This window comes from Bacteroidota bacterium (assembly GCA_017303975.1).
GTDB lineage: Bacteria > Bacteroidota > Bacteroidia > JAFLBG01 > JAFLBG01 > JAFLBG01.
In genome coordinates, this window is sequence record JAFLBG010000001.1 from 1 (window position 1) to 25,977 (window position 25,977).

A 25,977-nucleotide genomic window follows, 5' to 3' on the forward strand; every position below is an offset into this window, starting at 1 on the left:
AACTTCATCTACTACTTGAAGTTTAAAGGCTAAACTGTAATCTTTCTGAGCCCTTCGTAAATGACTCCTTTGGTCAATGTGTTCCATATAAGTTAACTTTTGTGTCAACTTATTTCAGGATGAGGCATTACAATAAAAAGAAAGGGGGTATAAAATTTTATGCCCCCTTTCTTTTTATTGCATGAGCTTAAATAAGTCGAATGAACATCGAATTTAATCATTAAGCGAACCCGAATTAATCCAACACTTTATCTTTTTCCTATCATCTAACGATAAAGGCTTAGATGGTGGCATTTTTTTATCGACCAACACGTGTCTATTTAACGAACCGTTATTTGATTTTGACAGTAACCCTTTGTAAGTAGTAAAATCACCGTAAGAAGAACCACTGTTATGGCAGCCCCCGGAATTGCAGTTTGCGTCTATAATAGGTTTTATATCGCTCTTGTAAGATGAATTTATAGTTGAGCAGTCCAGATTTTTGTACTCATCTTTTTTACAGGAATTGTGTATGACCAACAAGGTGGTCATACACAAAAAAATTGAAAGCTTTATTTTCATAAATCTATTCCGTTACGGGAATGTTTACTTCCGTCATTTTCTTTCTGTCGCTCCATTTTATTTTTACCGGAACACCACCTTTTACAGGCATACTGATTGCCGCATCAAAACCAACTGCGTACAAATAGTATTCCCCTGGACGCATATTATCTATGTGAACATGGTTGTCGGAATCTTCTCCTGTTACCTTTAAATCATAATTATTTTCAGGATCAGAAGGAAGTTCTTGTGTGCCAAATTTTATATATACAACTGCACCATTGATTGGTTGCTCATGATGAAATATTTCTGCATGTATCGTGGCTTTTCCACCTACATCATTCTTCTTACATGAAATAAATGCTAAAAAAGAAATTAGTGTTAATAGTTTTATTGTTGTTTTCATTTTTGTTGTTTTAAATTGTTATTGTAAAAGAAGCTTTTAATCTTAATGTTGTTTTTTCTTGCACGCTACTCCACCAATTTTGCCTTACCGGGATAAAGCCGTTTAGCAATAATCCGAAACGCGAAAAAAACAACTGCGTTCCAATTGCTGCGCACAACATGTTTCCTCCCGTTTGATAATTTACTTTTCCCGAAATAGTTTGTGCACCAAATATTTCGTTGGTAAGACCTGTGCTAAGAAAAAAAGTAGGTTTACTTATGTTTAACGAATCTATACTCTCACAAGTATTAGTCTTATTAATTCCATACATCACAAAAAAACTCTGATTGTAATAATTTCCAAAATTATTTTTGTCTGAATTACTTATGGTTAGCTTGTTTGCGGAGCTCCAAATAAAAACAAAACTGTTTTTTACCAATTGGTAATTAACTTGCAACAACGGGTCGAAATTTCCTGAGCCAAACACAATTATGTTTTGGTTTAACGAACTCTTTCCTGTTGGTACTTCAACACCTGCGGATACATTAAACTTGTTTCTATTGTTAAAAGTAAACGACTTACCTACCAAAAAAGGTATATCAGCTATTCCACTTTCTTTATAAATAGAAACAATTCTTGAATATGGAACTAGTGTCGAAACACCAAAACCTCTTCCAAACCTATATTGTAAGGCTATCAAGCTTACAGAAGTAGATTGCAGCTTAATATTGGTTGTATCGATTACTGTTGTTGCATCATTTGATAAAATAGTCTCCTTAAAAAATCGATTATCAGATGTCAATTCAATAGATAGTGGTTGACTTCCATAAATCGAAAAATTTAAACCATCTATAGTTCCAGATGCACTACTACCTGCTCCGCAATTGCATTGTGCACTTGCAAATCCACACAGTACAACAGCCAAAATACAGAAGAAAATTTTTTTCATATATGTATATTGGTGTAGAATTAAAAAATGCTCGTATTTCGTTTATCCTGTTTTAATAGAATACGAACACATAAACTAAATAGTGTGTTTATAAAGAAGGTGGGTGAAAAACGGCATCTAAGAAGCCGGCTTGGGAGGGTAATAAAAAATCAAAAAATTTAATTCTGGGATTGTTTTGCGCAATAAAAACAGATGTTGGGAAGCAGATATACAACAAGGTTTCGATTTTTTCCTTTAAAAAATTTGGCAAGGGATTTTCTGATTTTTCTTGCTTTTCTAATTCAGCCCTTAAACAACAGTTTCCCTCACAATCATTCTCCTCTATTTCTTTTTTAATACATAAATTTTTTGCAATAAAATCTTGATTGATTTTAAACCGAATGAAAATAAAAGATTTTATAGTTCCCTGTAGAAAGAATGCAGCAATTAATATGATTGTAATTATTCTCAAACTCTAACTATCCTCATTAAACCGTCATTATTTCTTTCTCTTTTATTTCTAAATGTTTATCACATTTTTGAGAATAGGTATCTGTGAGTTGTTGAATTTTTGCTTCGCCCTCTTTAGCCTCATCTTCCGGCATTCCATTCTTTTTCAATTCCTTTATGCTTTCGTTTGCATCACGTCTTATATTACGTAGTGATACTTTACAATTCTCTCCTTCACCTTTGGTTCTCTTTACCAAATCTTTTCTTCTTTCTTCGGTAAGTGGCGGCACAACAATACGAATTAAAGTACTGTCATTTTGCGGATTCAATCCAATATTTGCAGCCTGTATAGCCTTCATAATAGGATCTATCATTGATTTATCCCAAGGTTGTATAGCAAGTGTTCTTGCATCTAATGTATTTACATTGGCCGTTTGATTCAGCGGCATTTTTGCACCATACGCATCAACCATAATACTATCAAGCATATTAGGCGATGCTTTTCCTGCTCTAATTTTAGCCAACTCTCCCTCCAAATGAGAAATAGCATTTTCCATTTCTTCTTTCGAGTTGTTTAATATATTTTGCATTTCTGAATTCATAAAATAAAATGTTTATTTTTTCTTAAAAATACAGCTTAATTTTTAATTTTCAATTACGCCTCTACTAGCGTTCCAACAGGCTCTCCCGTTACCACCTTTTTAAGGTTTCCTAATTTATTCATATCAAAAACAATAATAGGAAGTTTGTTTTCGTTGCATAGCGTAAAGGCGGTCATATCCATTACCTCAAGGTTCTTTTGATATACTTCTGTAAATGTAATTTTTTCATACTTCACCGCATTTTTATCCTTTTCAGGATCGGCCGTATAAATGCCATCTACTCGTGTTCCCTTTAAAACTACATCAGCCTCTACTTCAATTGCTCGAAGTGATGCAGCTGTATCTGTTGTAAAATAAGGGTTTCCGGTTCCAGCACCAAAAATAACAACTCTGTTCTTTTCTAAATGTCTTACTGCTCTGCGTCTTATAAATGGCTCACAAATTTGTTCCATTTTAATGGCAGACAATAAACGTGTATGCACATTTATTTTTTCTAATGCCGATTGTAAAGCCATACTATTTATAACCGTAGCAAGCATTCCCATATAATCTCCTTGCACCCTATCCATTCCACCCTGCTCGGCCTGTACGCCTCTAAAAATATTTCCACCGCCAATAACAATTGCTATTTGCACTCCGGCATTTACAACTTCTTGTATTTCTTTGGCATATTGCTCTAAGCGATTATGGTCTATCCCAAATTGCTTGTTTCCCATTAGGGCTTCTCCGCTTAGTTTTAAAAGGATTCGTTTATATTTCACGTTAGAAGGGTTTTATATTAAATTTTAAAATGTGTGCAGCGCTTTTACAAAATTTAACCCTAAAAAAAATCCCGATGAAACTCATCGGGATTTTTTAAGAATTAACTTAACGAATGGCGTTTAAAGCCAAGTATTTTCAACTCCTTATCATTGTTGGCCAAATACTGACCAATTGATATTTTATTGTCTTTTATAAACTCTTGATTTAATAAAGTAGATTCTTTGTAAAACTTATTAAGTTTACCCATGGCAATTTTCTCCAACATCTCTTCTGGTTTCCCTTCTTGACGAGCTTGCTCTTTACCAATTTCAATTTCTCTTTTTAGAGTTTCTGCATCAACATCATCTTTATCTAACGCAACAGGAGCCATAGCTGCAATTTGCATAGCAACATCTTTCGCAATCACATCAATATCTTTAGTTGTGCTCTTATTAAATCCAACTAAGCTAGCTACTCTATTTCCGGGGTGGTTATATCCAAGGACTTTTTCTCCTATAATAACCTCGTATCTTGAAATTTCAATTTTCTCTCCAATTTTACCAACTTGCTCAGTAATTTTTTCTCCAACAGTAATTGTTGTTCCTGTAAAGTTTAAAGCTTTTAATTCTTCTGCTGTTTTTGGATTAGATGCCAAAGCAACATCAACAATTGTATTTACAAATGCCCCAAACTCTTCATTTTTAGCAACAAAGTCTGTTTCGCAGTTTACAACTACTAAAACACCTCTTTTGCCGTCTGCAGTAACCTTTGTAACAACCAAACCTTCTTTTGCATCTCTATCGCTTCTGTTAGCTGCTACTTTTTGTCCTTTTTTACGCAAAAAATCAATTGCTGCTTCAAAGTCGCCATTGGCTTCGCTTAGCGCTTTTTTACAGTCCATCATACCGGCACCGGTAATCTGTCTCAACTTATTTACATCTGCTGCTGAAATCATTACTGTTGACATAAATTATATACTTTTTGGGTTACTATAAAAATTAATCCTTTTTCTTAGGCGCCTGTTTTTTTGCAACAACTGGAGCTTTTTTAACTGCTAATTTTTTAGTTGCTGTTTCAACAACCTCTTCTCCACCTTCTACTTCAAAAGCAATTTGCTTAACACGTTTTTCTCTCTCTTCTTGTTCTTCTTGCTCCATGATAGATGTTTTACCCTCTTTTTCTTCTGAAGCAGCTTCTTTATCAATCTTTCTATCTGCCAAACCTTCTTGAATAGATTTTGTAATAACATCCATAATAAGTGCTATAGAAGACGATGCATCATCATTTGCAGGAATTGCATAATCAACTAAATTTGGATTTGAGTTTGTATCAACAATCGCAAATGTAGGTATGTTAAGTCTTTTAGCTTCTGCAACAGCAATGTGTTCTTTCATGATATCAACCACGAAAATAGCTGCAGGCAATCTTGTTAAATCAGCAATACTACCCAATTGAGTCTCCAACTTAGCTCTCTCACGAGAAATAGAAAGACGCTCTTTTTTAGAAATATTGTCAAATGTACCATCAGTAGCCATTTTATCAATGGATGCCATTTTTCTGATAGCTTTTCTGATAGTTACAAAGTTGGTAAGCATTCCGCCCGGCCATCTTTCTGTAACATAAGGCATGTTAATGTTTTTTACTTTATCCGCAACAATGCTCTTTGCTTGCTTCTTTGTAGCAACAAACAACACTTTTTTTCCTGAGCGTGCAATTCCTTTTAAGATAGTTGCTGCTTCATCAAGCTTTACAACGGTCTTATTAAGGTCGATGATGTGGATACCGTTTTTTTCAGTAAAAATGTAAGGAGCCATGCTCGGATTCCATTTTCTTCTAAGGTGTCCAAAATGTGCACCCGCTTCCAAAAGTTGTTCAAATGTAACTCTAGCCATTCTTTTTGTATAAGTAAGTTTAAAATATTAACGTTTGCTAAATTGAAATTTCTTTCTTGCTTTCTTTTGACCAGGCTTCTTACGCTCTACCATTCGTGGATCGCGCGTTAAAAGACTTTCTACGTTTAATGTAGCTTTTGTCTCCGGATCATTTTCTACCAATGCTCTAGAAATAGCCAATCTGATTGCTTCCGCTTGTCCGGTAATTCCACCGCCATATACGTTTGCAATTACATCAAAATTGGTTTCATTCTTTGTTAATGTTAAAGGCAAAGCAACCGAACGTTGTAAAACAAATGTTTTAAAATATTCTTTGTAGCTTTTATCGTTAACGGTAATTTTTCCTTCACCTTTTTGCAGATATACTCTAGCAACAGATGTTTTTCTTCTTCCTACTGTATTAATAACTTCCATGTTAATTATTTAAGTGAGTCTATTTTAATTTGTTTTGGTTGTTGTGCTGCTTTATCGTGCTCTGCGCCTTCGTAGATAAACACGTTTTTTCTCATAACATCACCCAATCTGTTTTTAGGCAACATTCCATGAATTGCTTTTCTAATAACTAAAGTAGCATCTTTTGCCATTAACTCCTTTGGTGTAGCAAAACGCTGACCACCCGGATAGCCAGTATGTCTTTTGTAAACTTTATCTTGAAGCTTATTTCCGGTCAATCTTACTTTTCCGGCATTGATGATAACTAGATTATCTCCGTTATCTACATGTGGTGTAAAATCTACCTTGTGCTTGCCCAATAAAACATAAGCAGCTTGCGATGCAAGTCTTCCTAACACTTGATTTTCGGCATCAATTAAAATCCAATTCTTCTTTACAGTTGCCTTGTTGGCATGTACTGTTTTGTAACTCAAATTATCCACGTTAATATATTTTAAAATAGTGTATAAAAAACCCTAAAATGGGCAGCGAAGATAGGAACTTTTTTTGATAAGAACAAAATTTATTAACAAATTAACAAATAAGCGTTTTTTTTATGTCCCCAACCTCCTTTATTTGCAAAAATTGTTGGAAACCGTTTGTGTATTATTACCTACCTAAAAAAACAGTTCTGTGTCCGCCCACACAGTAAAGATAATTTCTTTTTAATAAAATTTATATATTTGGGCAATAATACAAATACTATGTTTAAAAAAATACTAACGTTAACCGGATTTTCTCTGATTGCAGTATCACTTATGCAGGCACAGCCTTGTAGTTCTAGCGAAATGACGAATGAGCTAAAGGCAAAAGACCCACAAATTGAGTTGTTAGAGAAGCAGCACAGAGAATATGTAGCCGACTATATAGCCAATCACAAAAAAGATGGCTCTGCTAAAATGACAACCCTTTATACAATTCCGGTTGTTTTTCATATCATTCACAATGGTGGCTCCGAAAATGTTTCGGATGCAATAATTCACCAAGAAATTGCAAAACTTAATAAATATTATAGCAAAACCAATAGCGATATAACAGCCGTAATACCTTTTTTTGACACCATTGCAGCAGATTGCCAAATAGAATTTAAATTGGCACAACTGGACCCAGAAGGCAACTGCACAAACGGAATTGATAGAATACAATCTCAAAAAACATACGTGGGAGATGATGGAGCAAAATTAAATCCATGGCCAAGAGATAAATATTTGAATATTTGGGTGGTAAATAAAGTTCGCCAAGTTGCATCCTCTGGGGTTACACTTGGATACGCCTATTTCCCTTCTTCTGTAACCGGCACTAATTTTGTTTTTGATGGTCCAATCGTTTCGTCTTCTACATTAGGAAACAGCCCAAGCTCTGGAGAGCCAACAACTGTTGCTCACGAAATTGGTCACTATTTAGCTTTGTACCATCCTTGGGGCAGTGGTGAAGTAGCCACAGCATGTGGAGATGACTTTATATACGATACACCGGAAACAAAAGGCTCATTCAGTACTTGTAACCTGAATTTAGCTTCTTGTAATCCTCCTATAATTGAAAATGTTCAAAATATAATGGATTACTCTAGTTGCACCAACATGTTTACCAGAGACCAAAAGACTGCGATGCATGCAACCTTAAACAGCCCAATTGCAGGCAGAAACAACCTGTGGCAACCAGCTAATTTAATTGCAACCGGAGTAAACACTCCAACAGCTGTGTGTGCACCTAAAGCTGACTTTTATTTCGATTCTCCTACAAATTGTGTGGGTTCTAATGTTATTGTAAAAGACAATTCATATGATTCCCCTGCTACTTCATACAGTTGGAATTTTGCAAACGCAACGCCAGCTACTGCAACATCAAAAAACGTAACAAATGTTGTATTTAATGGCGCAGGATATCAATACGTTAGCTTAACTAGCTTTAACTCTAGCGGTCAAGACACTAAAATTAAGACGGATTTTTATACGTTCCCTTCTCCAGCATTGATTAATACGCTTCAACAAGATTTTGAATACATCTCTTCTTTTAGTGACGATTGGTATTTATCTAAGTCGGATAAAATCGCCTCCTATGGTTGGTCTGTGGTTAATTTTGCGGGACGAAACAGTACTTCTAGCGCAAAGTTAAATAGCTATTTTGGTGTTTCTCAAGTTCCTAGCTACTTTATTACACCTCCGGTAAACATTACAAGCATTTCTAGCCCTAAACTTGAATTTTACTATTCTTGTGCTACCGCAGCTTCTAATACAAACCTAATGTCAGACAAGTTAATTGTTTATGGATCAACCAATTGTGGAAAATCTTGGACTCCAGTTTATACACAAACAAATTCTGTGGCATTAGCAAATGCTGGATTTTCTTCTGTAGATTACGCTCCTACATCCACAAGCAACTGGACAAAGGTATCTGTAACAATACCAAATATCTTAAAAACAAATAAAACGGTTTTTAAATTTGAATTTACTTCTGCAGGAGGTTCCGGACACGTGTCAAATGTCAATTATGAGTCGGAGTTTGGCTATAGCAACAATATTTATATTGATGACATTAACATTGGAACCCCTTTGAGTACTGAAGATGAACTTTCTTCTCTAGTTAACTTCCACTCATTCCCAAACCCTACAGAATCGGGCAATTTTTCGCTTGTAGTTAATTTGCAAGAAGCAACATCACTTGATGTAACTATAAGCAACAATCTGGGACAAACGGTTTACATGTCAAATTTGGGCCAAAAAACAGTTGGAACTCACCTGTTTGATATCGATTTGTCTAATAAAGATCTTTCAAATGGCATTTACTTTATCAACCTAAAAACTGAAATGGGTTCTGTTCAACGAAAAATTATTTTCAACTAAATTATAGAAACACGTTTTTAAAAAATAGGCACTACAAGAGTGCCTATTTTTTTTGTATCACAAATTAATTTTACGGTCATTTTAGTACCAATCTATAAGAAAATTATATAGCTTTGCACTGCAATTTTAAAATCCGTTGTTTGTGTTAGCAAAAAGAAAATTAGTTTTATTTGTTGCAGTATCATTTATACTCTCCTTCACTTTTGTTTCAAAATCCTTTTCAACTTCCGAAACACATTCGGATAGTGTAGTTGTTGATGCTGCCGCTATTGAGGATGAGCCTGTGTTTGATAAAGAAGAACTATCGCACGAGAAAGGTTTTAATGCAGGAGAATTGATAATGGAACACATTGGAGACGCCTACGATTGGCACTTGTGGGGTCATACGGCCATCCCTTTGCCTGTTATTATTTATTCCGACAAGGGTTTAGATGTTTTTTTATCAAGCAAGTTTGAACATGGGCACGCTAGTTACCAAGGCAACTATAACTATAAATTAATACACGGACACGTAAAAGTCGTAAACAATGCGGGTGAAGAGGATGCTGAAGCAACTGCAAAGCTTTGGGATATATCAATAACAAAAAATGTTCTTGCAATATTTGTTACAATTGGTTTAATGATTTGGATGTTTATTAGCGCTGCTAATATGTATAAGCGCAATCCGGGTCAGGCGCCCAAAGGTATTCAATCTCTATTAGAGCCTCTTATTGTTTTTGTGCGAGACGAGGTTGCAAAATCAGCCATTGGAGAGAAAAAATACGAGCGCTTTCTTCCATTTTTGCTTACCGTTTTCTTCTTTATATGGATTAGTAATTTATTGGGATTAATTCCACTTGTTGGTGGTGCTAATGTTACCGGAAATATTGCCGTTGCGCTTGTTTTAGCAGCAATGGTTTTTTTGATTACAATTATAAACGGAAATGCCCACTACTGGAAACACACATTAGCAATGCCTGGGGTTCCTGTTGGTGTTTTGTTTATTTTAACACCAATTGAGATTATAAGTTTGTTTTTGAAACCCTTTGTTTTAATGATACGACTTTTTGCCAACATCATGGCGGGCCATATCATTGCATTGTCTTTCTTTAGTTTGATATTTATTTTTGCAGAGATGAACGTTGCTCTTGGATTTGGGGTTTCTTTGCTTTCTATTGCATTTACTGTTTTTATGGGATTCTTGGAATTGTTGGTTGCTTTTTTACAAGCGTACGTATTTACGTTGCTTACGGCAATGTATTTTGGTTCCGCTGTTGAAGAGGGTCACCATGCAGAAGAGCATCATTAAGAAACCCGCTGTAATCTCCGATAGCGGTTTTAAAATCGGAGAATAATAATTTAACACAATTTATATGTTACACACAATTTTGTTAGAAGCAGGAAGCACACTTGGTTATGGTGTTGCTGCTCTTGGAGCTGGTCTTGCAGCAGTTGCTGCAGGTTTGGGTATTGGTAGAATTGGTGGAAGCGCTGTTGAGTCTATTGCTCGTCAGCCTGAAGCTGTTAACGACATTCGTGCTACTACTATCTTAACTGCCGCTCTTATTGAGGGTGCTGCATTCTTTGCGATGGTAATTGGATTACTTGTAATTTTCTTAAAGTAATCAACATCTTTTAAATGCTTTGCAACGGTTGGTTGCAAAGCATTTATTTAAAATTAAAAAGATTAAATAGGTAAATAATTAATATATGGAATTAGTAAAACCCGCATTTGGACTCGTTTTTTGGATGTGTATTTCTTTTGGGATCATCTTTTTTATTCTTAAAAAGTTTGCCTGGGGTCCAATTTTAACAATGCTTAAAGAGCGCGAAACATCTATTCAAAATGCATTAGATTCGGCTAAAAAAGCAAAAGAAGAAATGTTGGCATTGCAATCTAACAACGAGCGCATTGTAAACGAAGCAAAAGCAGAAAGAGATAAATTAATGAAAGAAGCTCGCGAAATAAAAGATGCTATAATTTCGGAAGCAAAAAGCACAGCAAGCAAAGAGGCAGACAAACTATTAGCAATTGCAAGAGAAAACATCCAAAACGAAAAAATGGCTGCTATTACAGAGCTTAAAAATCAAGTAGCAAAGCTATCTATCGAAATAGCAGAAAAAATATTGAGAGAAGAATTGTCTTCTGCCGAAAAGCAAAAAGCTATTATCAATAATTCATTACAAGAAGTTAATTTAAACTAACTTATATTTCTATGAAAGGAACAAGGGTTGCAACACGTTATGCAAAATCTCTTTTAAAGTTATCGACCGAAAGAGGAGAGCTAGAGCGTGTATTTGCCGACATGCAACTTATTTACAATACACACACCGGGAGTAAAGACTTGGAGCTTTTTCTAAAAAGCCCCATTATTAAATCAGACAAGAAGGATGCTGTGTTGGGTGAAATATTTGGCGATAAAATAAGTAAAATAACAAAAGAGTTTATAGAAATAATTGTTCGCAAAAAAAGAGAAGAGCATTTGGGTATTATTGCCGAAAGCTTCGTAAATCAATACAGAGAACAAAAGAAAATCTTAACAGCTGTGGTAACTACCGCTATTGGATTAGACGATTCTATACGAACAAAAGTACTCGAACTCATTAAAAAATCAGCCAAAGGCGAAGTTGAAATACAAGAACATGTTGACAAAGATATTATAGGTGGATTTGTATTGCGAGTTGGGGATAAACAAATAGATGCAAGTATTGCACGCAAATTAAAACAACTTGCAAGTAATTTTTCAGACAACCCTTACGTAAAAGAATTTTAGAAAACAGAAATAAAAAACAGAATTTAACTTTTAAATTATAGTATATATGGCCGAAGTAAAACCAGCAGAAGTTTCTGCAATTTTAAGACAACAATTATCCGGTTTTAAAACCGAATCTCAACTAGAAGAAGTTGGATCTGTATTGCAAGTGGGTGACGGTATTGCTCGCATCTACGGTTTATCCAAAGTACAATCGGGCGAGCTTATTGAGTTTGAAAATGGCTTAAAAGGTATTGTATTAAACTTGGAAGAAGACAACGTAGGAGCTGTATTACTAGGCTCTTCCGGAGATATTAAAGAAGGTTCGGTTGCAAAAAGAACCGGGAAAATTGCCTCTATAAAAGTTGGTGAGGGAGTGTTGGGTCGTGTGGTAGATACATTAGGAAATACCATAGACGGTAAGGGTCCAATCAAAGGCGAAACTTTTGAAATGCCATTAGAAAGAAAAGCTCCGGGTGTAATTTTCCGTCAACCGGTAAACGAACCGCTACAAACAGGTATAAAAGCTATTGACGCCATGATTCCTATTGGTAGAGGACAACGTGAGTTGATTATTGGAGATAGACAAACCGGTAAAACAGCTGTTGCTATTGATGCTATCATCAATCAAAAAGAATTTTATGAAAAAGGAGAACCGGTATATTGTATATATGTAGCAATTGGTCAAAAAGGTTCTACGGTTGCAGGAATTGTGCGTGTATTAGAAGAAAACGGAGCATTGCCTTATACGGTAGTTGTTTCCGCATCTGCATCAGATCCTGCACCAATGCAGTTCTTTGCACCAATGGCAGGAGCAGCAATTGGCGAGTACTTTAGAGATACCGGTCGTCCTGCATTAGTTGTGTATGATGATTTATCTAAACAAGCGGTGGCATACAGAGAGGTTTCTCTTTTATTAAGAAGACCTCCGGGGCGTGAAGCGTATCCGGGTGATGTGTTTTACTTACACTCCCGTTTATTAGAGAGAGCCGCAAAAGTAAATGCGTCTGATGATATTGCAAAAAACATGAACGACTTGCCAGAATCGCTTAAAAACAAAGTAAAGGGTGGAGGCTCACTTACAGCCCTTCCTATCATTGAAACACAAGCCGGTGACGTTTCTGCATATATTCCAACAAACGTAATTTCGATTACAGATGGACAAATTTTCTTGGAGTCTAACTTGTTTAACTCCGGTGTTCGTCCTGCTATTAACGTAGGTATTTCGGTATCTCGTGTAGGTGGAAATGCACAAATTAAATCGATGAAAAAAGTTGCTGGTACATTAAAGCTAGACCAAGCACAGTATAGAGAGTTAGAGGCGTTTGCTAAATTTGGTTCTGATTTAGATGCTGCCACAAAATCTGTATTGGATAAAGGTGCGCGTAACGTAGAAATATTGAAACAAGGACAATTTTCTCCACTACGTGTAGAGCAACAAGTTGCTATTGTTTATTGTGGATCAAAAGGATTGTTGCGCGATGTTCCGGTAAATAAGGTGCGAGAATTTGAAGCGGAGTTTTTGCAGTTTTTAGAAGTAAAACACAAAAACGTTTTAGATGGTTTGAAAGCAGGAAAGCTAGACGATGCAATTACTGGCGTATTGGAGAGCGTTGCGAAAGATCTATCAAAAAAATATAAGACAAACTAAGAATGTAGAATTGAGAATTAAAAAGTAGAGAAAACAAACTCTTACTTTTTAATTCCTAATTTTTAATTTAGGTAATATGCCAAACTTAAAAGAAGTACGAAATAGAATAGTATCAGTAAGCTCTACACAGCAGATTACGAGTGCCATGAAAATGGTGTCGGCCGCTAAACTAAAAAGAGCACAAGATGCAATTATAAAAATGCGTCCGTATGCTTCTAAATTAAGAGAAGTATTAGAAAACTTAAGTGCGGGCCTAGATGCGTCCGATAGTGCATATTCTAAGCAAACAGAAGCAAAAAACGTGCTGTTGGTTGTTATTACCTCGAACAGAGGATTGGCGGGTGCTTTCAATGCAAACATTATTAAAAAAGCAAATCAGACAATAAAATACCAATACAAAAATGCACAAGTTGATGTGTTATGCATTGGTAAAAAAGGGTTTGATTTTTATAAAAAAACTGACCGTAAATTTTTTGCGGACGATTATACAGGAAGCAACAATTCTCTTTTTGATAAACTAAACTACAATTCTGTTGCGCCTTTGGCAGAAGCTGTAATGCAGGCCTTTTTATCAGGTAAATACGACAAAGTTGATATCGTGTACAATCAGTTTAAAAATGCTGCGGTTCAACATGCTTCCACAGAGCCATTTTTACCGGTTTCTCCCAATACCACATCTTCGTCTAAAACAAAGAAGATGGAGTATATATTTGAGCCGAATAAAGAAGAAATTATAAAAGATTTAATACCGCTTTCATTAAAAACACAATTTTATAAGGCACTGCTTGATTCTAGTGCTTCGGAGCACGGTGCTCGTATGACTGCAATGCACAAAGCAACCGACAACGCAAAAGATTTAATTAAGCAATTAAAACTTACCTACAACAAAGCCCGTCAGGCAAACATTACAAAAGAGATTTTGGAAATTGTTGGTGGTGCAGAAGCGTTGAACGGATAAGCGTTTATATAACACGTATTATATCGCTTCGTTTTTATTAATTTTTTTGCTGTGTGCTATAAGGTGCTCTATCTGTTATTTATAATCAACATCCAAAACACTTGCAACGAATGATACTATTAAAGAGGGTTATTTGTGTAATTGTTTTGTTATTTACCCTTACGACAAACGCACAAATAAAAAAACTTAAAACCAACACACCTATGAATACTTCGGACAAAAAAATTAGAGTTGAAATTTGGAGCGATGTGTTGTGTCCATTTTGTTATATAGGCAAACGAAAATTTGAAAATGCACTACAACAGTTTAAACAAAAAGATAGTGTTATTGTTGAATGGAAAAGTTACCAATTAGACCCGGAATTTGTTTCCGGAGATGCAAAATCGTACGTTGATTATTTAGCAACCAGAAAAGGGTTTTCGCTGCAACAAGTTAACCAAATGTTTGGGAATGTAACCGAAATGGCTCAATCAGTAGGCTTAAATTATCGGTTTGATAATGCTATTGTTGCTAACTCGCACAAAGCGCATCAGTTGACACATCTAGCTAAGAAACACCGCAAAGAATCAGAAATAGAAGAAGCGCTTTTTTCGGCACATTTTATTGAAGGAAAAGATATTGGAAACGAGGATATCTTAATTGCTATTGCCAAATCTAGTGGAATAGATGAGCAAGAAGCAAAAACAGCTCTACAATCTAATCTTTACGCCAACGATGTAGCAAAAGATATAGAAGAAGCTACAAAGCTTGGTGTGCAAGGCGTTCCCTTTTTTGTATTTAATAGAACGTACGCTGTTTCCGGTGCACAGGATAGCAATGTTTTTTTAAAAACACTTGAAAAGGTTGCTACAGAACTAAAGTAAACTACCAACGAGTATCCTACAAATGCTCGCTTACAATATCGTTTAAGCCCTTTATTTTTTTGGTAAAAACAAATTTGCCTTTTGTAAAATTGTTTACCGGCCAACCATTCCAAATAGTATAGTTTCCTTGGGAGTCTTTGTAGTTATACAATGCATTTGTATTCTCATTAAACTCCCAAATCATTGTAGTAGCCGATTTAATTGGGTCTGTAACATCTTCCTCTATTTGTTCAGGAAACACAACAGATACATTTGTAAATTTATGGTAGATAGTTTGCTGCAACCAACCATTGCCCACACCAAAAATGGTAAGTATATCAGAAAGACCACCCGCAATTGCAGTTGCTTGTAATTTAAACTCTACGGTAAATACGTCTGTTACGCCTTCTCCCACAAAAAACTCTCCGGTATTAAAACGCAGATTAGCATAATCAAAAACTTGATTCATCTTTCCGGAAGCCTGCGACCAATTGGTATTTCCATAAACCAGTCGTGTTGCTAATGGAGCTTGTGTTCCCAACATGCCATTGTCGTCTGTTAGTTGTATGGCGGTAACAGGAAAAGAAATCTGTGAAAGGATATCGTTTCCAGCTGCATCATAAGCTTCTGTAAGCTCCCAATTTCCCTGCATTAGTATTTTTGTTGCGGTAGATTCTTTTGCACAGCTAGTAAATAGTGTAGCTAAAACTGCTAAAAGAAAGATGTTTCTAAATAAAATCTTTATCATATAAGTGGTCTTAATCGTTACTAAATATAAAAATATCTTGTGTATAAAATAATTTATATTGCTAAAACAACAAGTGTGCCAAAAACCTAGTCGCTCTTTTTTTTGTTTTTATTGTGTTTTTTGTTACATTCATCATACGTTTAATTAAAAACCATCGTAATGAAAACCGAATTAAAAAACAAATTGAAGAATTACGCAAAAGGTGCAGCGGCACTTTCGTTAGTTTCAAATATTGTGGATGCGCAAGCTGTATATACAGATATTATACCTGATTACGTTGGTAAAAACCACTTGGATAATTACCAGCTAGATTTGAATAACGATGCAATTAAAGACTATAAATTGAATTTATTTAAGTTGTCTTATGGCTCTTCTGTATATAAAATGACTTATATTGAACCATTAGACACCAATAATATGTTTAACGGAACTGGCAGTTCTAGCTTCTATTTACCTACTGCCAACAACTCAGGAGTTGTAATTGACAATTCTTTAAGCTGGACAAAGGGAAATATAAGCTCTGCTTCATACAATTTATTAGCTTTAAAGGTAACCAGTAGTAGTGGTGGTGGTGTTTTAGGAGACTGGGTTGGTAAGTCTGATAAATACTTGGGCTTTAAATTTAAAATAGGTGCAAATTACCATTATGGCTGGGCAAGATTAGATGTTTCTTTGGGTGTAGATTCTTTTAAAGTAAAAGATTACGCATACAATGCAACACCGAATACACCGCTTACAACCGGACTTGCTTCTGGTGTTTCAACCAATGTAAATAACAACAAAGCACGTATTGCATTAAACGAAAACACACTAGTAATTACCTACAAAGAAGCAACTCTTCCGGAAAACACGTTCTATTCTATTACTGATATGAAAGGATCTGTTATTCGCAGAGAACGTATGATTAATAAGAAAGAACAAGTAGATGTATCTGAATTAAACCAGGGCGTATATGTTGTTTCTATAGAATCAAACGAATACAACCAACACCAAAAAGTGTTTAAGAAATAATTTATAAATACTATTAACTAACCCCGGGAGTGTTTTTTCTCGGGGTTTTTTATTTTTAACACATGAGTTCACCAAACTATACAATACCCAAAGAAGGTTCGCTTGGGTTACTAGCTCTGGGCGCAAAAGGATTAAAAGCTTGGCGAGAAGTAAGAAACGGAAAGACGCCTATTATTGAACCTGACAAAGAAAAAAAATCAGACAAAAAAAAGCGTAAAGTTTTGGTTGTTGGTTGGGATTCTGCTGACTGGCAAATTATAAATCCGTTGATGGATAAGGGTTTGATGCCAACCTTGGAATCATTAGTGAATAAAGGTGTTATGGGGAATATTGCAACACTAGACCCTCCGCTATCTCCTATGTTGTGGTCTTCTATTGCAACCGGAATGGCACCTTATAAACATGGTATATTGGGCTTTGTAGAGCCCGATCCAACAACCGGAAAAATTAGACCAGTAACATCTACATCTAGAAAAGTAAAAGCAATCTGGAATATCCTTTCGCAAAAGGGTTACAAAACACATACCGTTGGTTGGTGGCCTAGCTACCCTGCTGAGCCTATTAATGGAATTTGCGTTTCTAACAAATATACCGAGTTTAGTGAGAACATAGATACTCCATGGAAATTACCTAACGAAGTTATTTATCCAGAAACGTTAAATTCTATTTTTTCTGAGTTTAGAATACACCCGCAAGAGCTTACCGATGCACATATTTTGCCATTCATTCCGGATGCAGCAAAAGTAGATCAAGAAAAAGAAAAAAGCATTCAGATATTGGCAAAAGAAATAGCTCGCTCTTCTTCTTACCACGCAGCCGCTACATGGATAATGGAAAATGAAGAATGGGATTTTTTAGCTGTTTACTTAGATACGTTAGACCACACCTGTCATTCGTTTATTAAATTTCATCCTCCACAACTGCCTGGATTGCCAGATGATTACTTTAATCTATACAATGATGTGGTATCAAGCATGTATCGTTACCACGATATGATGCTGGAAAGGCTTGTAAAATTAGCGGGAGAAGACGCCACAATAATACTTTTGTCGGACCACGGATTTTACAACAACCACATGCGCCCAACTTGGCTACCGGAACACTTTGCGGCACCAGCACTAGAACACAGACCATTTGGGGTATTGTGTATCAGCGGTCCGGGAATAAACAAAGACGAGAGAATTTACGGTTCCTCTATAATTGATATTACACCTACTATACTTCAATTATTTGATTTAGAAGTAGGAAAAGATATGGAGGGAAAAGTGCTAACACAGGCGTTTACGGAAAAACAAACAATTAAATACATAGACAGTTGGGAAAAGGTAGATGGCGCGAGCGGAATGCACCCAACGGATAAGATTGTTGATCCATGGGCTTCAACAGAAGCGCTGAATCAACTAATAGAATTGGGCTATGTATCACCACTAGAAGATGACGACAGAAAGAACTTAGAAAACATGAATGCAGAAACGCAGTTTTCGTTGGCATGTAGTTATATCCAATTTCAAAAATACGATTCAGCTCTTACTATTCTTAAAGAGTTGTATCAACAGTTTCCGGAAAAAAACCATTTTGCTTTGCGCTTTGCGGCCTGTCTAGAACACACCGGAAACACTAGCGAAACAAGAGAAATAATAGAACATCTTAGAAAAGACTCGAAAAACAAATTACCACAATTAGATTTACTGGAAGGCTCTATATTGCTAAAAGAAAACAAACCGAGAAAAGCACTAGAGTGTTTGAAAAAAGCAGAGGGAGTTTCATTACATCTACCACACTTTCATATTAAAATTGGTCAAGTATATAGTAAAATAAAGCGTTGGAGCGATGCACAGCGAGCTTTTGAAATGGCATTGAAAATTGATTCAGATAGTCCGATGGCTAAATTGGGATTGGCAATTGCATACCTAAAAATGGAAATGCTTGAAGATGCTGCTAATGCTGCATTAGATGCTGTTGGATTGCAACACGAACTTACATCGGCTCACTACTATCTTGGTGAAGCATTATACAAACTAGGAGAATACGAAAGAGCTGTTGATGCTTTTAACACGGCACTTTCGCAAAGCCCTGGAATGAAAAAAGCACACGAGTGGTTAATTAAAATTTATTCGGAAAACAAGATAAATCCTGCGTTAGTTGAGCAACACCAAGCATTTATAAAAGATAAAATAAAAGGCACCGTGTATGTGGTATCCGGACTGCCGCGCTCTGGAACATCGATGTTAATGCAAATGTTGCATGCGGGTGGAATGCCAATATTAACCGATAATTTACGACAAAACGATTCCAACAATCCAAAAGGATATTTTGAATACGAAAAAGTAAAATCTTTAAACAAGGACAAAGATTGGGTAGTAGAAGCCAAAGATAAATGCGTAAAAGTGGTAAGCCCACTAATTCAGTTGCTGCCGGGTAATTTTAATTATAAAATAATTTTTATTCGCAGAGATATAAATGAAATACTTACATCGCAACAAATAATGTTAGGAAAAAATCCTAAAGATTTTCCGGTTGTGCTGCAACAGGCGTATCAAAAATACGTAGAGCAATCGTTTACGTGGATGAAGGCAAATCCAAATGTTTCTTATATGGAGTTGAATTACACTGATGTCGTAAATAATCCACTAGAACAGTCTGAAAATATAGTATCTTTCTTGGGTGTGGATTTGGATATAGAAAAAATGAAACGGTCGGTAGATGGCACCTTGTATAGAAACAAAGCTGTGGTTGATTAAAAAGATTTATACGCAAGAGAAACAATAGCTTTTTATGGATATTTTATTTGTTGTTTTACTCTTGTTGGCTGAGATAGTTGGAACTGTTGGTGGTTTCGGTTCGTCTATGCTACTGGTGCCCTTAGCTTCCTATTTCTACCCATTTCAAGAGGTATTATTGCTTACGGCAACTATACATATAATAAGCAATACCAGTAAATTAATTTTGTTTCATAAACACTTTAGTTGGAAAACTATTTTGTTGATTGGCATTCCGAGTGTGTTGTTTGTTTTGCCTGCGGCCTATTTCTCCAAACACCTTACAAACATAAGTGCCAACCTGTATTTGGGAATATTTTTGATTGTGTTCTCGGTGGTGCTTTTGGTAAAGAAAAACATTGTGCTAAAAACAAGTTCGACTAATTGTATTATAGCAGGCTCTGTTTCCGGATTTTTTGCGGGACTGCTTGGCACGGGCGGTGCTATACGAGGAATTATGTTGGCTGCGTTTAATCTCGAGAAATCTATTTTTGTTACAACCTCTGCTGCTATTGATTTTTCAATAGATCTGTCGCGCTTTTTTGTGTATAAAAGTCAAACGTCATTCTCTAATTTTTCTCTTACCTCTTTATTGGTACTGATTTGTGTGGCCTTTGTTGGAAGCTATTTGGGAAAACTAATACTAAAAAAAATAAATGCAGAACAGTTTAAAAAAATTGTCTTGGTGCTTATACTTTGTGTTGGTATTGTGAATATCTATTCTTTTGTGATTCAGAAAATCTAAAATATACATAACAATTTTTACCTTTAGCTGTGGCAACAAACAAACCCAAAATAGGTGTAATTGGTGGAGGTCAATTAGGATTGATGCTTGCTCAAGCTGCCGAAAAACTGAGCGAAAAATTAAACTTCTTAGATGACTCGAATGATGCTCCCTGTAAGGGAATTTCGGCTTCCTTTATTCAAGGAAGTTTATATGATACATCTGCGCTAGAAAAGCTAGCAACCATATCAAATATAATAACCTACGAAACAGAACACACCAATGCAAGCGCCATAGAGGAGTTCGAGAAGCAAGGGAAAAAGATTATTCCAACACCAAGTGTATTGCGGATAATGCAAAATAAGGTAAAACAAAAAGAGTTTCTGTTTAGAAATGATTTGCCTACCGCACCATTTGTTGTTGCAGAAAACTGGAACGAATTAAAAAACAAATTAAACAAAATAAATTCTACGAAAGTTGTTGTTAAGTCGGATACTGGAGGATACGATGGTAAAGGTGTTTGGATTGGAACAAAGGAAGAAATAGAAAAAGTAAATTCGAATCCTGTAGGAGGAAGTCAATTATTAATTGAAGAGTGTATCCCTTTTGAGAAAGAACTTGCAGTGATGCTTGCAAAAGATCAATATGGAAATTATACTATCTACCCTGTTGTTGAAATGTATTTTGATGAAAAAGCTAATTTGTTAGATTATCTTTTTTGTCCTGCACATATTAGCAATTCCGTTCAAGAAAAAATAAACAGTATTATTGACAAACTTGCGAAATCAATAGAAAGTCCAGGATTATTCGCCATTGAACTTTTCCTAACACACACCGAAGATGTTTTTATAAATGAAATTGCTTCGCGACCACACAACTCACAACACCACACTATTGAAGCCTGCAACATATCTCAATACGAACAATTAATCCGAATTTTATTGGGTGAAAAGATAAAGCCGGTAGAATTGAACTATACAAGTGCTATTCTAAACATTGTTGGCCCATTAAACTTTACCGGAGAATATATTACAAGTGGAGAAAAAGAAATTAGTACAAAGGAAAATATTTTTGTACATATGTATAATAAGTCCATTAGTAAGCCTAATCGAAAGTTGGGACACATTACAGTATTGGGAAATACGATGGATGAAGTAAAAGAAAAGATAGCCTTTGTGAAAAATAATTTTAAAATTGTAAAAAAGTAATTGTACTAAGTGATATGCTTCGACACCGCTCAGCATAACCTAGTTGTAATTATAGAATATAACAAACAAGCACTATTTATGAAAAACGCACAAGTAGCAATAATAATGGGGTCTGATTCTGATTTGCCGGTAATGCAAGAGGCCGCAAGCATTCTAACTGAATTTGGAGTTGCTTTTGAAATGACTATTGTATCTGCACACCGCACGCCTAAACGCATGTATGAGTTTGCCGAAAACGCTGAAAAAAGCGGAATAAAAATAATAATAGCGGGAGCCGGTGGTGCTGCTCATTTACCGGGGATGGTTGCATCTATTACGAAGCTACCTGTTATTGGTGTTCCCGTTCAGTCAAAATATTTATCAGGAATCGATTCACTTTACTCTATCGCTCAAATGCCTCCGGGAGTGCCTGTTGCAACCATGGCTATAAACGGTGCGAAAAATGCGGGGTTAACAGCCATTCGTATTTTGGCATTAAACGACAAAACAATTTCAAAAAAACTAGAAGCCTTTATTAATAAGCAAACCAAGACTGTTTTGGAAAAGGCCGAAAAAATGAAAAAAGGGAAATAAAGGTGTTACTAAAATACTATTTTGTAACCGAGCCTTTTCTTAAAATGAATTTTTCATCTTGAAAAATTATTTCATGCTCTGACAGTTCAATTTTTTTCAAAGAATCTTCTTCTGCTACCGGATCTAAATAGGTTGATGATTCAAGTATTTTTATTTTCACTTCAGCGTTTTTACTAAATTCAATTTTACTTTCTAAAAAATACTCGGCTCCTCCATCTCCAAAGTATGCACCAACCCAATACGAAGAATCTGAAACCAACATTTTTTCTGTATCATATAGCTTAAGAACAATATTCATCCAATTGTATTCATGTGGCAAGCCTATGAGATAACCGGTATATTTATTTGAAATTTGAAATTTTCCAATAGCTAGAGGTTGCAACGATTTATTGCTATAGTACTCTACATTGGGAAAGTTTGGAAGGACTTGCAAATTGAACCTCTTTATTGCAAAAGAATCTAATTCCTTATACTTGCCAAAATCCTCTTTCTGAATGTGTGTTACGCGAATTGGAGTAGTATCATGTGTTATAAAAAAAGAATCGAAATCAGCTACTTGACTTGTTAGTTGAGGTTTACACGAATAGATAATTGACATGAAAACGAAAGCCAAAAAATAAAATAAGCTATTTTTCCAATTCATGCGAAAGTTTAATTTATCTACCCATATATATCAACAAAACAGATATATCCGAAGGACTTACACCACTTATGCGTGATGCTTGACCAATAGTGCCAGGTTTAATTTTAGAAAGTTTTTGTTTTGCTTCTGTTGACAAAGAACTGAGTTGTGTGTAATCAAAATCTTCATGTAGTCGGATATTCTCCAAGCGCTTCATTTTATCGGCAGTTTCGTTTTCTTTAGAAATATAGCCTTCGTATTTCATTAGTATTTCTGCTTGCTCTAGCGTTTCTAGAGAATATTGAGAAATGTAATTTTTAACACGTTCGTTGTATAATGCAAAATCAAGTAGTGTTACAAATGGTCGAGCCAACACACCAAACATTTTTACTTTTTGAGTTAGCAGAACAGAACCAACAGCCTCTAGTGCCGGATTTATCTCAGAAGGGTCGACACTTTCTGTTTTAAAATATTTTACAATTTCTTGTGCTTGCTTTTGCTTTGCCAACACTTTATCTAAGCGTTCCTTTTTTACTAATCCCAATTCAAACGCTCTGGGAGTGAGGCGTGCATCGGCATTATCTTGCCTTAACAAAATACGATACTCGGCACGAGATGTAAACATGCGATAGGGTTCATCGGTACCTTTGGTAACCAAATCATCGATTAAAACTCCTATATAGGCCTCAGAACGTTGCAATATAAAAGGATCGCGACCGTGTACTTTTAAATGCGCATTAATACCAGCCATTAAGCCTTGGCAAGCAGCCTCTTCATATCCTGTGGTTCCATTTATTTGTCCTGCAAAATAGAGGTTTTCTATTTGTTTAGTTTCAAGTGTAAGCTTTAATTGTTGCGGTGGAAAATAATCGTATTCAATTGCATATCCGGGACGAAAAACTTTTACGTTTTCAAAACCGGGTATAGTTGTAAGTGCTTTGTATTGGACATCTTCGGGCAACGAAGTAGAAAATCCATTTACATATATTTCGATGGTATTCCAGCCCTCCGGCTCTACAAATATTTGATGCCTGTCACGTTCAGCAAAACGAGTTATTTTATCTTCGATACTAGGACAATAGCGTGGCCCCAACCCCTTGATACGTCCCTGAAACATGGGTGACTTTTCAAATCCAGTCTTTAATAATTCGTGTGTTGCGCTATTGGTGTAGGTTATATGGCAGCTTCGTTGTTCTTTTAATGGTTGTGTTTCATCGGAATAGGAAAACTTACATGGCTCTTCATCTCCCTTTTGTTCCTCCATTTTAGAGTAATCTAACGAACGACCATCAATACGAGGCGGTGTGCCTGTTTTCATTCGTCCTCCCTCAAAGCCAAGCTGAACCAACTGTTCTGTAATTCCTGTAGAGGCCTTCTCTCCTGTTCTTCCACCACCAAATTGTTTTTCGCCAATATGTATTATACCATTTAAAAATGTTCCATTTGTAAGAACAACAGACTTTGCGCGTATTTCAATACCCATGCCCGTTACAATACCACAACATCTCCCCTCCTCTACTATCAAGCCTTTCACCATATCCTGAAAGAAATCTACATTGGGAGTTCTCTCCAGCATGAGCCTCCACTCTTCAGCAAAGCGCATTCTATCGTTCTGTGTACGAGGGCTCCACATAGCGGGACCTTTGGAGCGATTGAGCATACGAAACTGTATCGCACTTCTATCGCTTACAATACCCGAATAGCCGCCCAACGCGTCAATCTCTCTAACAATCTGACCTTTGGCAATACCTCCCATGGCAGGATTGCAGCTCATTTGTGCAATAGTCTGCATGTTCATAGTTACCAAAAGAGTCTTAGACCCCATATTAGCAGCAGCAGCAGCAGCCTCACATCCGGCATGACCGGCACCAACCACAATTACATCGTATTCTTTAAACATAACGTTGCAAAGATACGGCAGAAATAGGGTTTTGCAAAAGATGTTTTATATAAACCCCAAAGCAAGAATAGCCAAAATTGATTCGTTTTCTAATTTGTACTATATTAACATAGATTATTTACCTATTTAACCACAACACAGAAACCTCCACAACTTAATGAAAAATTTATTTTTTGTCTTATTATCACTACTAACTATTAGTGCAAACGCACAACCCGTTAATGATAATTGTTCCGGAGCAATAACAGTAACAGTGGCTGCCAATCAAGCCAGTAGCGCACCTATTGCTGTTAGCACTTTTTCTGCGACAAACTCAGGGGTAAGTCCTGATTGTAGTCAATTTATGAGTTCATCGATAAAAGATGTTTGGTATCAGTTTACTGCGCCCTCTGCGCACATTGCGATGACTTTTAGCAACAAAAGTTTAAACAACAAAATTGGTTTTGCCTTATATACCAACACGTGCTCATCTCTACTAGACGCATATTGTGGAAACGATAGTGCTAAATTCAATGGACTAACTGTGGGACAAACTTATTTTCTGCAATTGTACTACAATGGTGCAAACTTGGTGGGAACATTTGACTTTTCTATTTTTTCTTTTGTAAACAACGCTACAGCACAAAATGACGAGTGCATCAACGCCACACCAATTACCATTTATAGCAACACAGCAACATGTATTCCTACAACAATAAACATGAGTGGCTCTAGCCTCTCCGGATTTTATGGCAGTTGCACCAGTATGGTAGGTGTTAATCCGGGAGATGTTTGGATTAAATTTACAGCCACAAGCAATACTGCAAACTTTGTGTTTAGCAATGGTACCGGGCAAGCGGCTTCGGCCATACGATATCAGATTTATACACAACCTTGCTCTTTGTTTACTACAAACGTTGCGCAACAATCGGTTTGTGCGTATTTATCATCGTCTATGTATGGGCAACTAGATGTGGCAGCAGCCTCTATTTCTTTAACAGTAGGGCAAACCTATTATGCCAAAATATATCCCGCTACCAACATAACAGGAGGAACTATTGATTTTTGCATTGTTTCAAACGGTTCACAAAATGGTATAATAAAAGAGCGAGCCTTTTCAAGACTCCCAATGATGCCAAATCCTACTAATGGTGATTTTGAATTTGCATTACCTTATGGAAAAAACATTAAATCTGCTTGGCTGCAATCGTCCTTGGGAACACGCATAAGCTTGCCATCAACTACTGTGCAGCAGCTACAAGGCTTTTTATCACAAGGGTTGTATCATCTTTTTGTAGAGGATGAACAAGGAAATATTTATACAGAAAAGGTGTGTGTGTATTAGGTAGATTATAAAATACACATATAAGTGAGAAAATAAATTTAGAGCGTCTATTTTGTAGTGACAACAAACGTCCTAAAAAACATGGAAAAATTTGGAATCGGATTCCAAATTT

27 protein-coding genes are annotated in these 25,977 nt (G+C 36.0%); 14 read left to right on the plus strand and 13 right to left on the minus strand.

Annotated elements, in window-relative coordinates; translation table 11 throughout:
* Positions 1-213: 213 nt before the first annotated feature.
* The 10 genes from J0M08_00005 to rplM all read right to left on the minus strand — a co-directional run bounded on the left by J0M08_00005 (position 214) and on the right by rplM (position 6,413).
* The gene (locus tag J0M08_00005; GenBank protein ID MBN8701425.1) at positions 214-561 is read right to left on the minus strand and encodes a hypothetical protein; all 348 of its coding nucleotides are present in this window, start codon (positions 559-561) and stop codon (positions 214-216) included.
* 4 nt (positions 562-565) lie between these two features.
* Entirely contained in the window at positions 566-946 is a 381-nt protein-coding gene (locus tag J0M08_00010) for a hypothetical protein (GenBank protein MBN8701426.1), read from the minus strand.
* Between the two features lie 10 nt (positions 947-956).
* The gene (locus J0M08_00015) at positions 957-1,874 is read right to left on the minus strand and encodes a hypothetical protein (GenBank protein MBN8701427.1); all 918 of its coding nucleotides are present in this window, start codon (positions 1,872-1,874) and stop codon (positions 957-959) included.
* Positions 1,875-1,962: 88 nt separating this feature from the next.
* Positions 1,963-2,325, minus strand: a complete 363-nt coding sequence (locus J0M08_00020; GenBank protein ID MBN8701428.1) for a hypothetical protein — start codon at positions 2,323-2,325, stop codon at positions 1,963-1,965.
* Positions 2,326-2,341: 16 nt separating this feature from the next.
* Positions 2,342-2,905 (minus strand): ribosome recycling factor, encoded by a 564-nt coding sequence (gene frr / locus J0M08_00025; protein ID MBN8701429.1) that lies wholly within the window; start codon positions 2,903-2,905, stop codon positions 2,342-2,344.
* A 53-nt stretch (positions 2,906-2,958) separates the two neighbouring features.
* Positions 2,959-3,666, minus strand: a complete 708-nt coding sequence (locus tag J0M08_00030) for a UMP kinase (GenBank protein MBN8701430.1) — start codon at positions 3,664-3,666, stop codon at positions 2,959-2,961.
* Between the two features lie 101 nt (positions 3,667-3,767).
* Positions 3,768-4,613: an elongation factor Ts gene (locus tag J0M08_00035; protein ID MBN8701431.1), complete on the minus strand. Its 846-nt coding sequence runs from the start codon at positions 4,611-4,613 to the stop codon at positions 3,768-3,770.
* A 31-nt stretch (positions 4,614-4,644) separates the two neighbouring features.
* Positions 4,645-5,538, minus strand: coding sequence for a 30S ribosomal protein S2 (rpsB, locus tag J0M08_00040; GenBank protein ID MBN8701432.1), 894 nt, complete (start codon positions 5,536-5,538; stop codon positions 4,645-4,647).
* A 27-nt stretch (positions 5,539-5,565) separates the two neighbouring features.
* Positions 5,566-5,952, minus strand: coding sequence for a 30S ribosomal protein S9 (gene rpsI, locus J0M08_00045; GenBank protein MBN8701433.1), 387 nt, complete (start codon positions 5,950-5,952; stop codon positions 5,566-5,568).
* A 5-nt stretch (positions 5,953-5,957) separates the two neighbouring features.
* A complete protein-coding gene (gene rplM / locus J0M08_00050; protein ID MBN8701434.1) occupies positions 5,958-6,413 on the minus strand; it encodes a 50S ribosomal protein L13 in 456 nt (151 codons plus the stop codon).
* A 261-nt stretch (positions 6,414-6,674) separates the two neighbouring features.
* Here rplM and J0M08_00055 point away from each other — a divergent pair, with 261 nt between their 5' ends.
* The 8 genes from J0M08_00055 (at position 6,675) to J0M08_00090 (ending at position 15,017) form a co-directional block, all read left to right on the plus strand.
* Positions 6,675-8,813 carry a T9SS type A sorting domain-containing protein gene (locus J0M08_00055; GenBank protein MBN8701435.1) on the plus strand — a complete coding sequence of 713 codons (2,139 nt, stop codon included), beginning with the start codon at positions 6,675-6,677 and terminating at the stop codon, positions 8,811-8,813.
* A 340-nt stretch (positions 8,814-9,153) separates the two neighbouring features.
* Positions 9,154-10,101: a F0F1 ATP synthase subunit A gene (gene atpB / locus J0M08_00060; protein MBN8701436.1), complete on the plus strand. Its 948-nt coding sequence runs from the start codon at positions 9,154-9,156 to the stop codon at positions 10,099-10,101.
* Positions 10,102-10,165: 64 nt separating this feature from the next.
* Complete coding sequence (atpE, locus tag J0M08_00065; GenBank protein MBN8701437.1) at positions 10,166-10,417, plus strand: ATP synthase F0 subunit C; 252 nt, start codon at positions 10,166-10,168, stop codon at positions 10,415-10,417.
* A gap of 85 nt (positions 10,418-10,502) precedes the next feature.
* Positions 10,503-10,997: a F0F1 ATP synthase subunit B gene (locus J0M08_00070; GenBank protein ID MBN8701438.1), complete on the plus strand. Its 495-nt coding sequence runs from the start codon at positions 10,503-10,505 to the stop codon at positions 10,995-10,997.
* An 11-nt stretch (positions 10,998-11,008) separates the two neighbouring features.
* A complete protein-coding gene (gene atpH, locus J0M08_00075; protein MBN8701439.1) occupies positions 11,009-11,566 on the plus strand; it encodes an ATP synthase F1 subunit delta in 558 nt (185 codons plus the stop codon).
* Positions 11,567-11,612: 46 nt separating this feature from the next.
* Complete coding sequence (locus J0M08_00080; GenBank protein MBN8701440.1) at positions 11,613-13,196, plus strand: F0F1 ATP synthase subunit alpha; 1,584 nt, start codon at positions 11,613-11,615, stop codon at positions 13,194-13,196.
* Between the two features lie 76 nt (positions 13,197-13,272).
* Complete coding sequence (gene atpG, locus J0M08_00085; GenBank protein ID MBN8701441.1) at positions 13,273-14,154, plus strand: ATP synthase F1 subunit gamma; 882 nt, start codon at positions 13,273-13,275, stop codon at positions 14,152-14,154.
* A 224-nt stretch (positions 14,155-14,378) separates the two neighbouring features.
* Positions 14,379-15,017: a DsbA family oxidoreductase gene (locus J0M08_00090; protein ID MBN8701442.1), complete on the plus strand. Its 639-nt coding sequence runs from the start codon at positions 14,379-14,381 to the stop codon at positions 15,015-15,017.
* A gap of 16 nt (positions 15,018-15,033) precedes the next feature.
* Here the strand turns inward: J0M08_00090 and J0M08_00095 are convergent, their stop codons facing one another.
* Positions 15,034-15,744, minus strand: coding sequence for a hypothetical protein (locus J0M08_00095; GenBank protein MBN8701443.1), 711 nt, complete (start codon positions 15,742-15,744; stop codon positions 15,034-15,036).
* 159 nt (positions 15,745-15,903) lie between these two features.
* Here J0M08_00095 and J0M08_00100 point away from each other — a divergent pair, with 159 nt between their 5' ends.
* The 5 genes from J0M08_00100 (at position 15,904) to purE (ending at position 22,019) form a co-directional block, all read left to right on the plus strand.
* Entirely contained in the window at positions 15,904-16,755 is an 852-nt protein-coding gene (locus tag J0M08_00100) for a T9SS type A sorting domain-containing protein (GenBank protein ID MBN8701444.1), read from the plus strand.
* Positions 16,756-16,817: 62 nt separating this feature from the next.
* Complete coding sequence (locus tag J0M08_00105; GenBank protein ID MBN8701445.1) at positions 16,818-19,496, plus strand: alkaline phosphatase family protein; 2,679 nt, start codon at positions 16,818-16,820, stop codon at positions 19,494-19,496.
* Positions 19,497-19,530: 34 nt separating this feature from the next.
* Positions 19,531-20,259 (plus strand): sulfite exporter TauE/SafE family protein, encoded by a 729-nt coding sequence (locus tag J0M08_00110; protein MBN8701446.1) that lies wholly within the window; start codon positions 19,531-19,533, stop codon positions 20,257-20,259.
* Positions 20,260-20,288: 29 nt separating this feature from the next.
* A complete protein-coding gene (locus J0M08_00115; GenBank protein ID MBN8701447.1) occupies positions 20,289-21,446 on the plus strand; it encodes a 5-(carboxyamino)imidazole ribonucleotide synthase in 1,158 nt (385 codons plus the stop codon).
* Positions 21,447-21,524: 78 nt separating this feature from the next.
* A complete protein-coding gene (purE, locus tag J0M08_00120; GenBank protein MBN8701448.1) occupies positions 21,525-22,019 on the plus strand; it encodes a 5-(carboxyamino)imidazole ribonucleotide mutase in 495 nt (164 codons plus the stop codon).
* Between the two features lie 16 nt (positions 22,020-22,035).
* Here purE and J0M08_00125 read toward each other — a convergent pair whose 3' ends face one another.
* Together J0M08_00125 and mnmG are read right to left on the minus strand one after the other, a co-directional pair.
* The gene (locus tag J0M08_00125; GenBank protein ID MBN8701449.1) at positions 22,036-22,662 is read right to left on the minus strand and encodes a hypothetical protein; all 627 of its coding nucleotides are present in this window, start codon (positions 22,660-22,662) and stop codon (positions 22,036-22,038) included.
* 13 nt (positions 22,663-22,675) lie between these two features.
* Positions 22,676-24,541, minus strand: a complete 1,866-nt coding sequence (mnmG, locus tag J0M08_00130; protein ID MBN8701450.1) for a tRNA uridine-5-carboxymethylaminomethyl(34) synthesis enzyme MnmG — start codon at positions 24,539-24,541, stop codon at positions 22,676-22,678.
* Between the two features lie 157 nt (positions 24,542-24,698).
* Between mnmG and J0M08_00135 the strand changes: the two genes are divergently transcribed.
* A complete protein-coding gene (locus J0M08_00135; protein MBN8701451.1) occupies positions 24,699-25,865 on the plus strand; it encodes a hypothetical protein in 1,167 nt (388 codons plus the stop codon).
* Positions 25,866-25,977 lie beyond the last annotated feature (112 nt).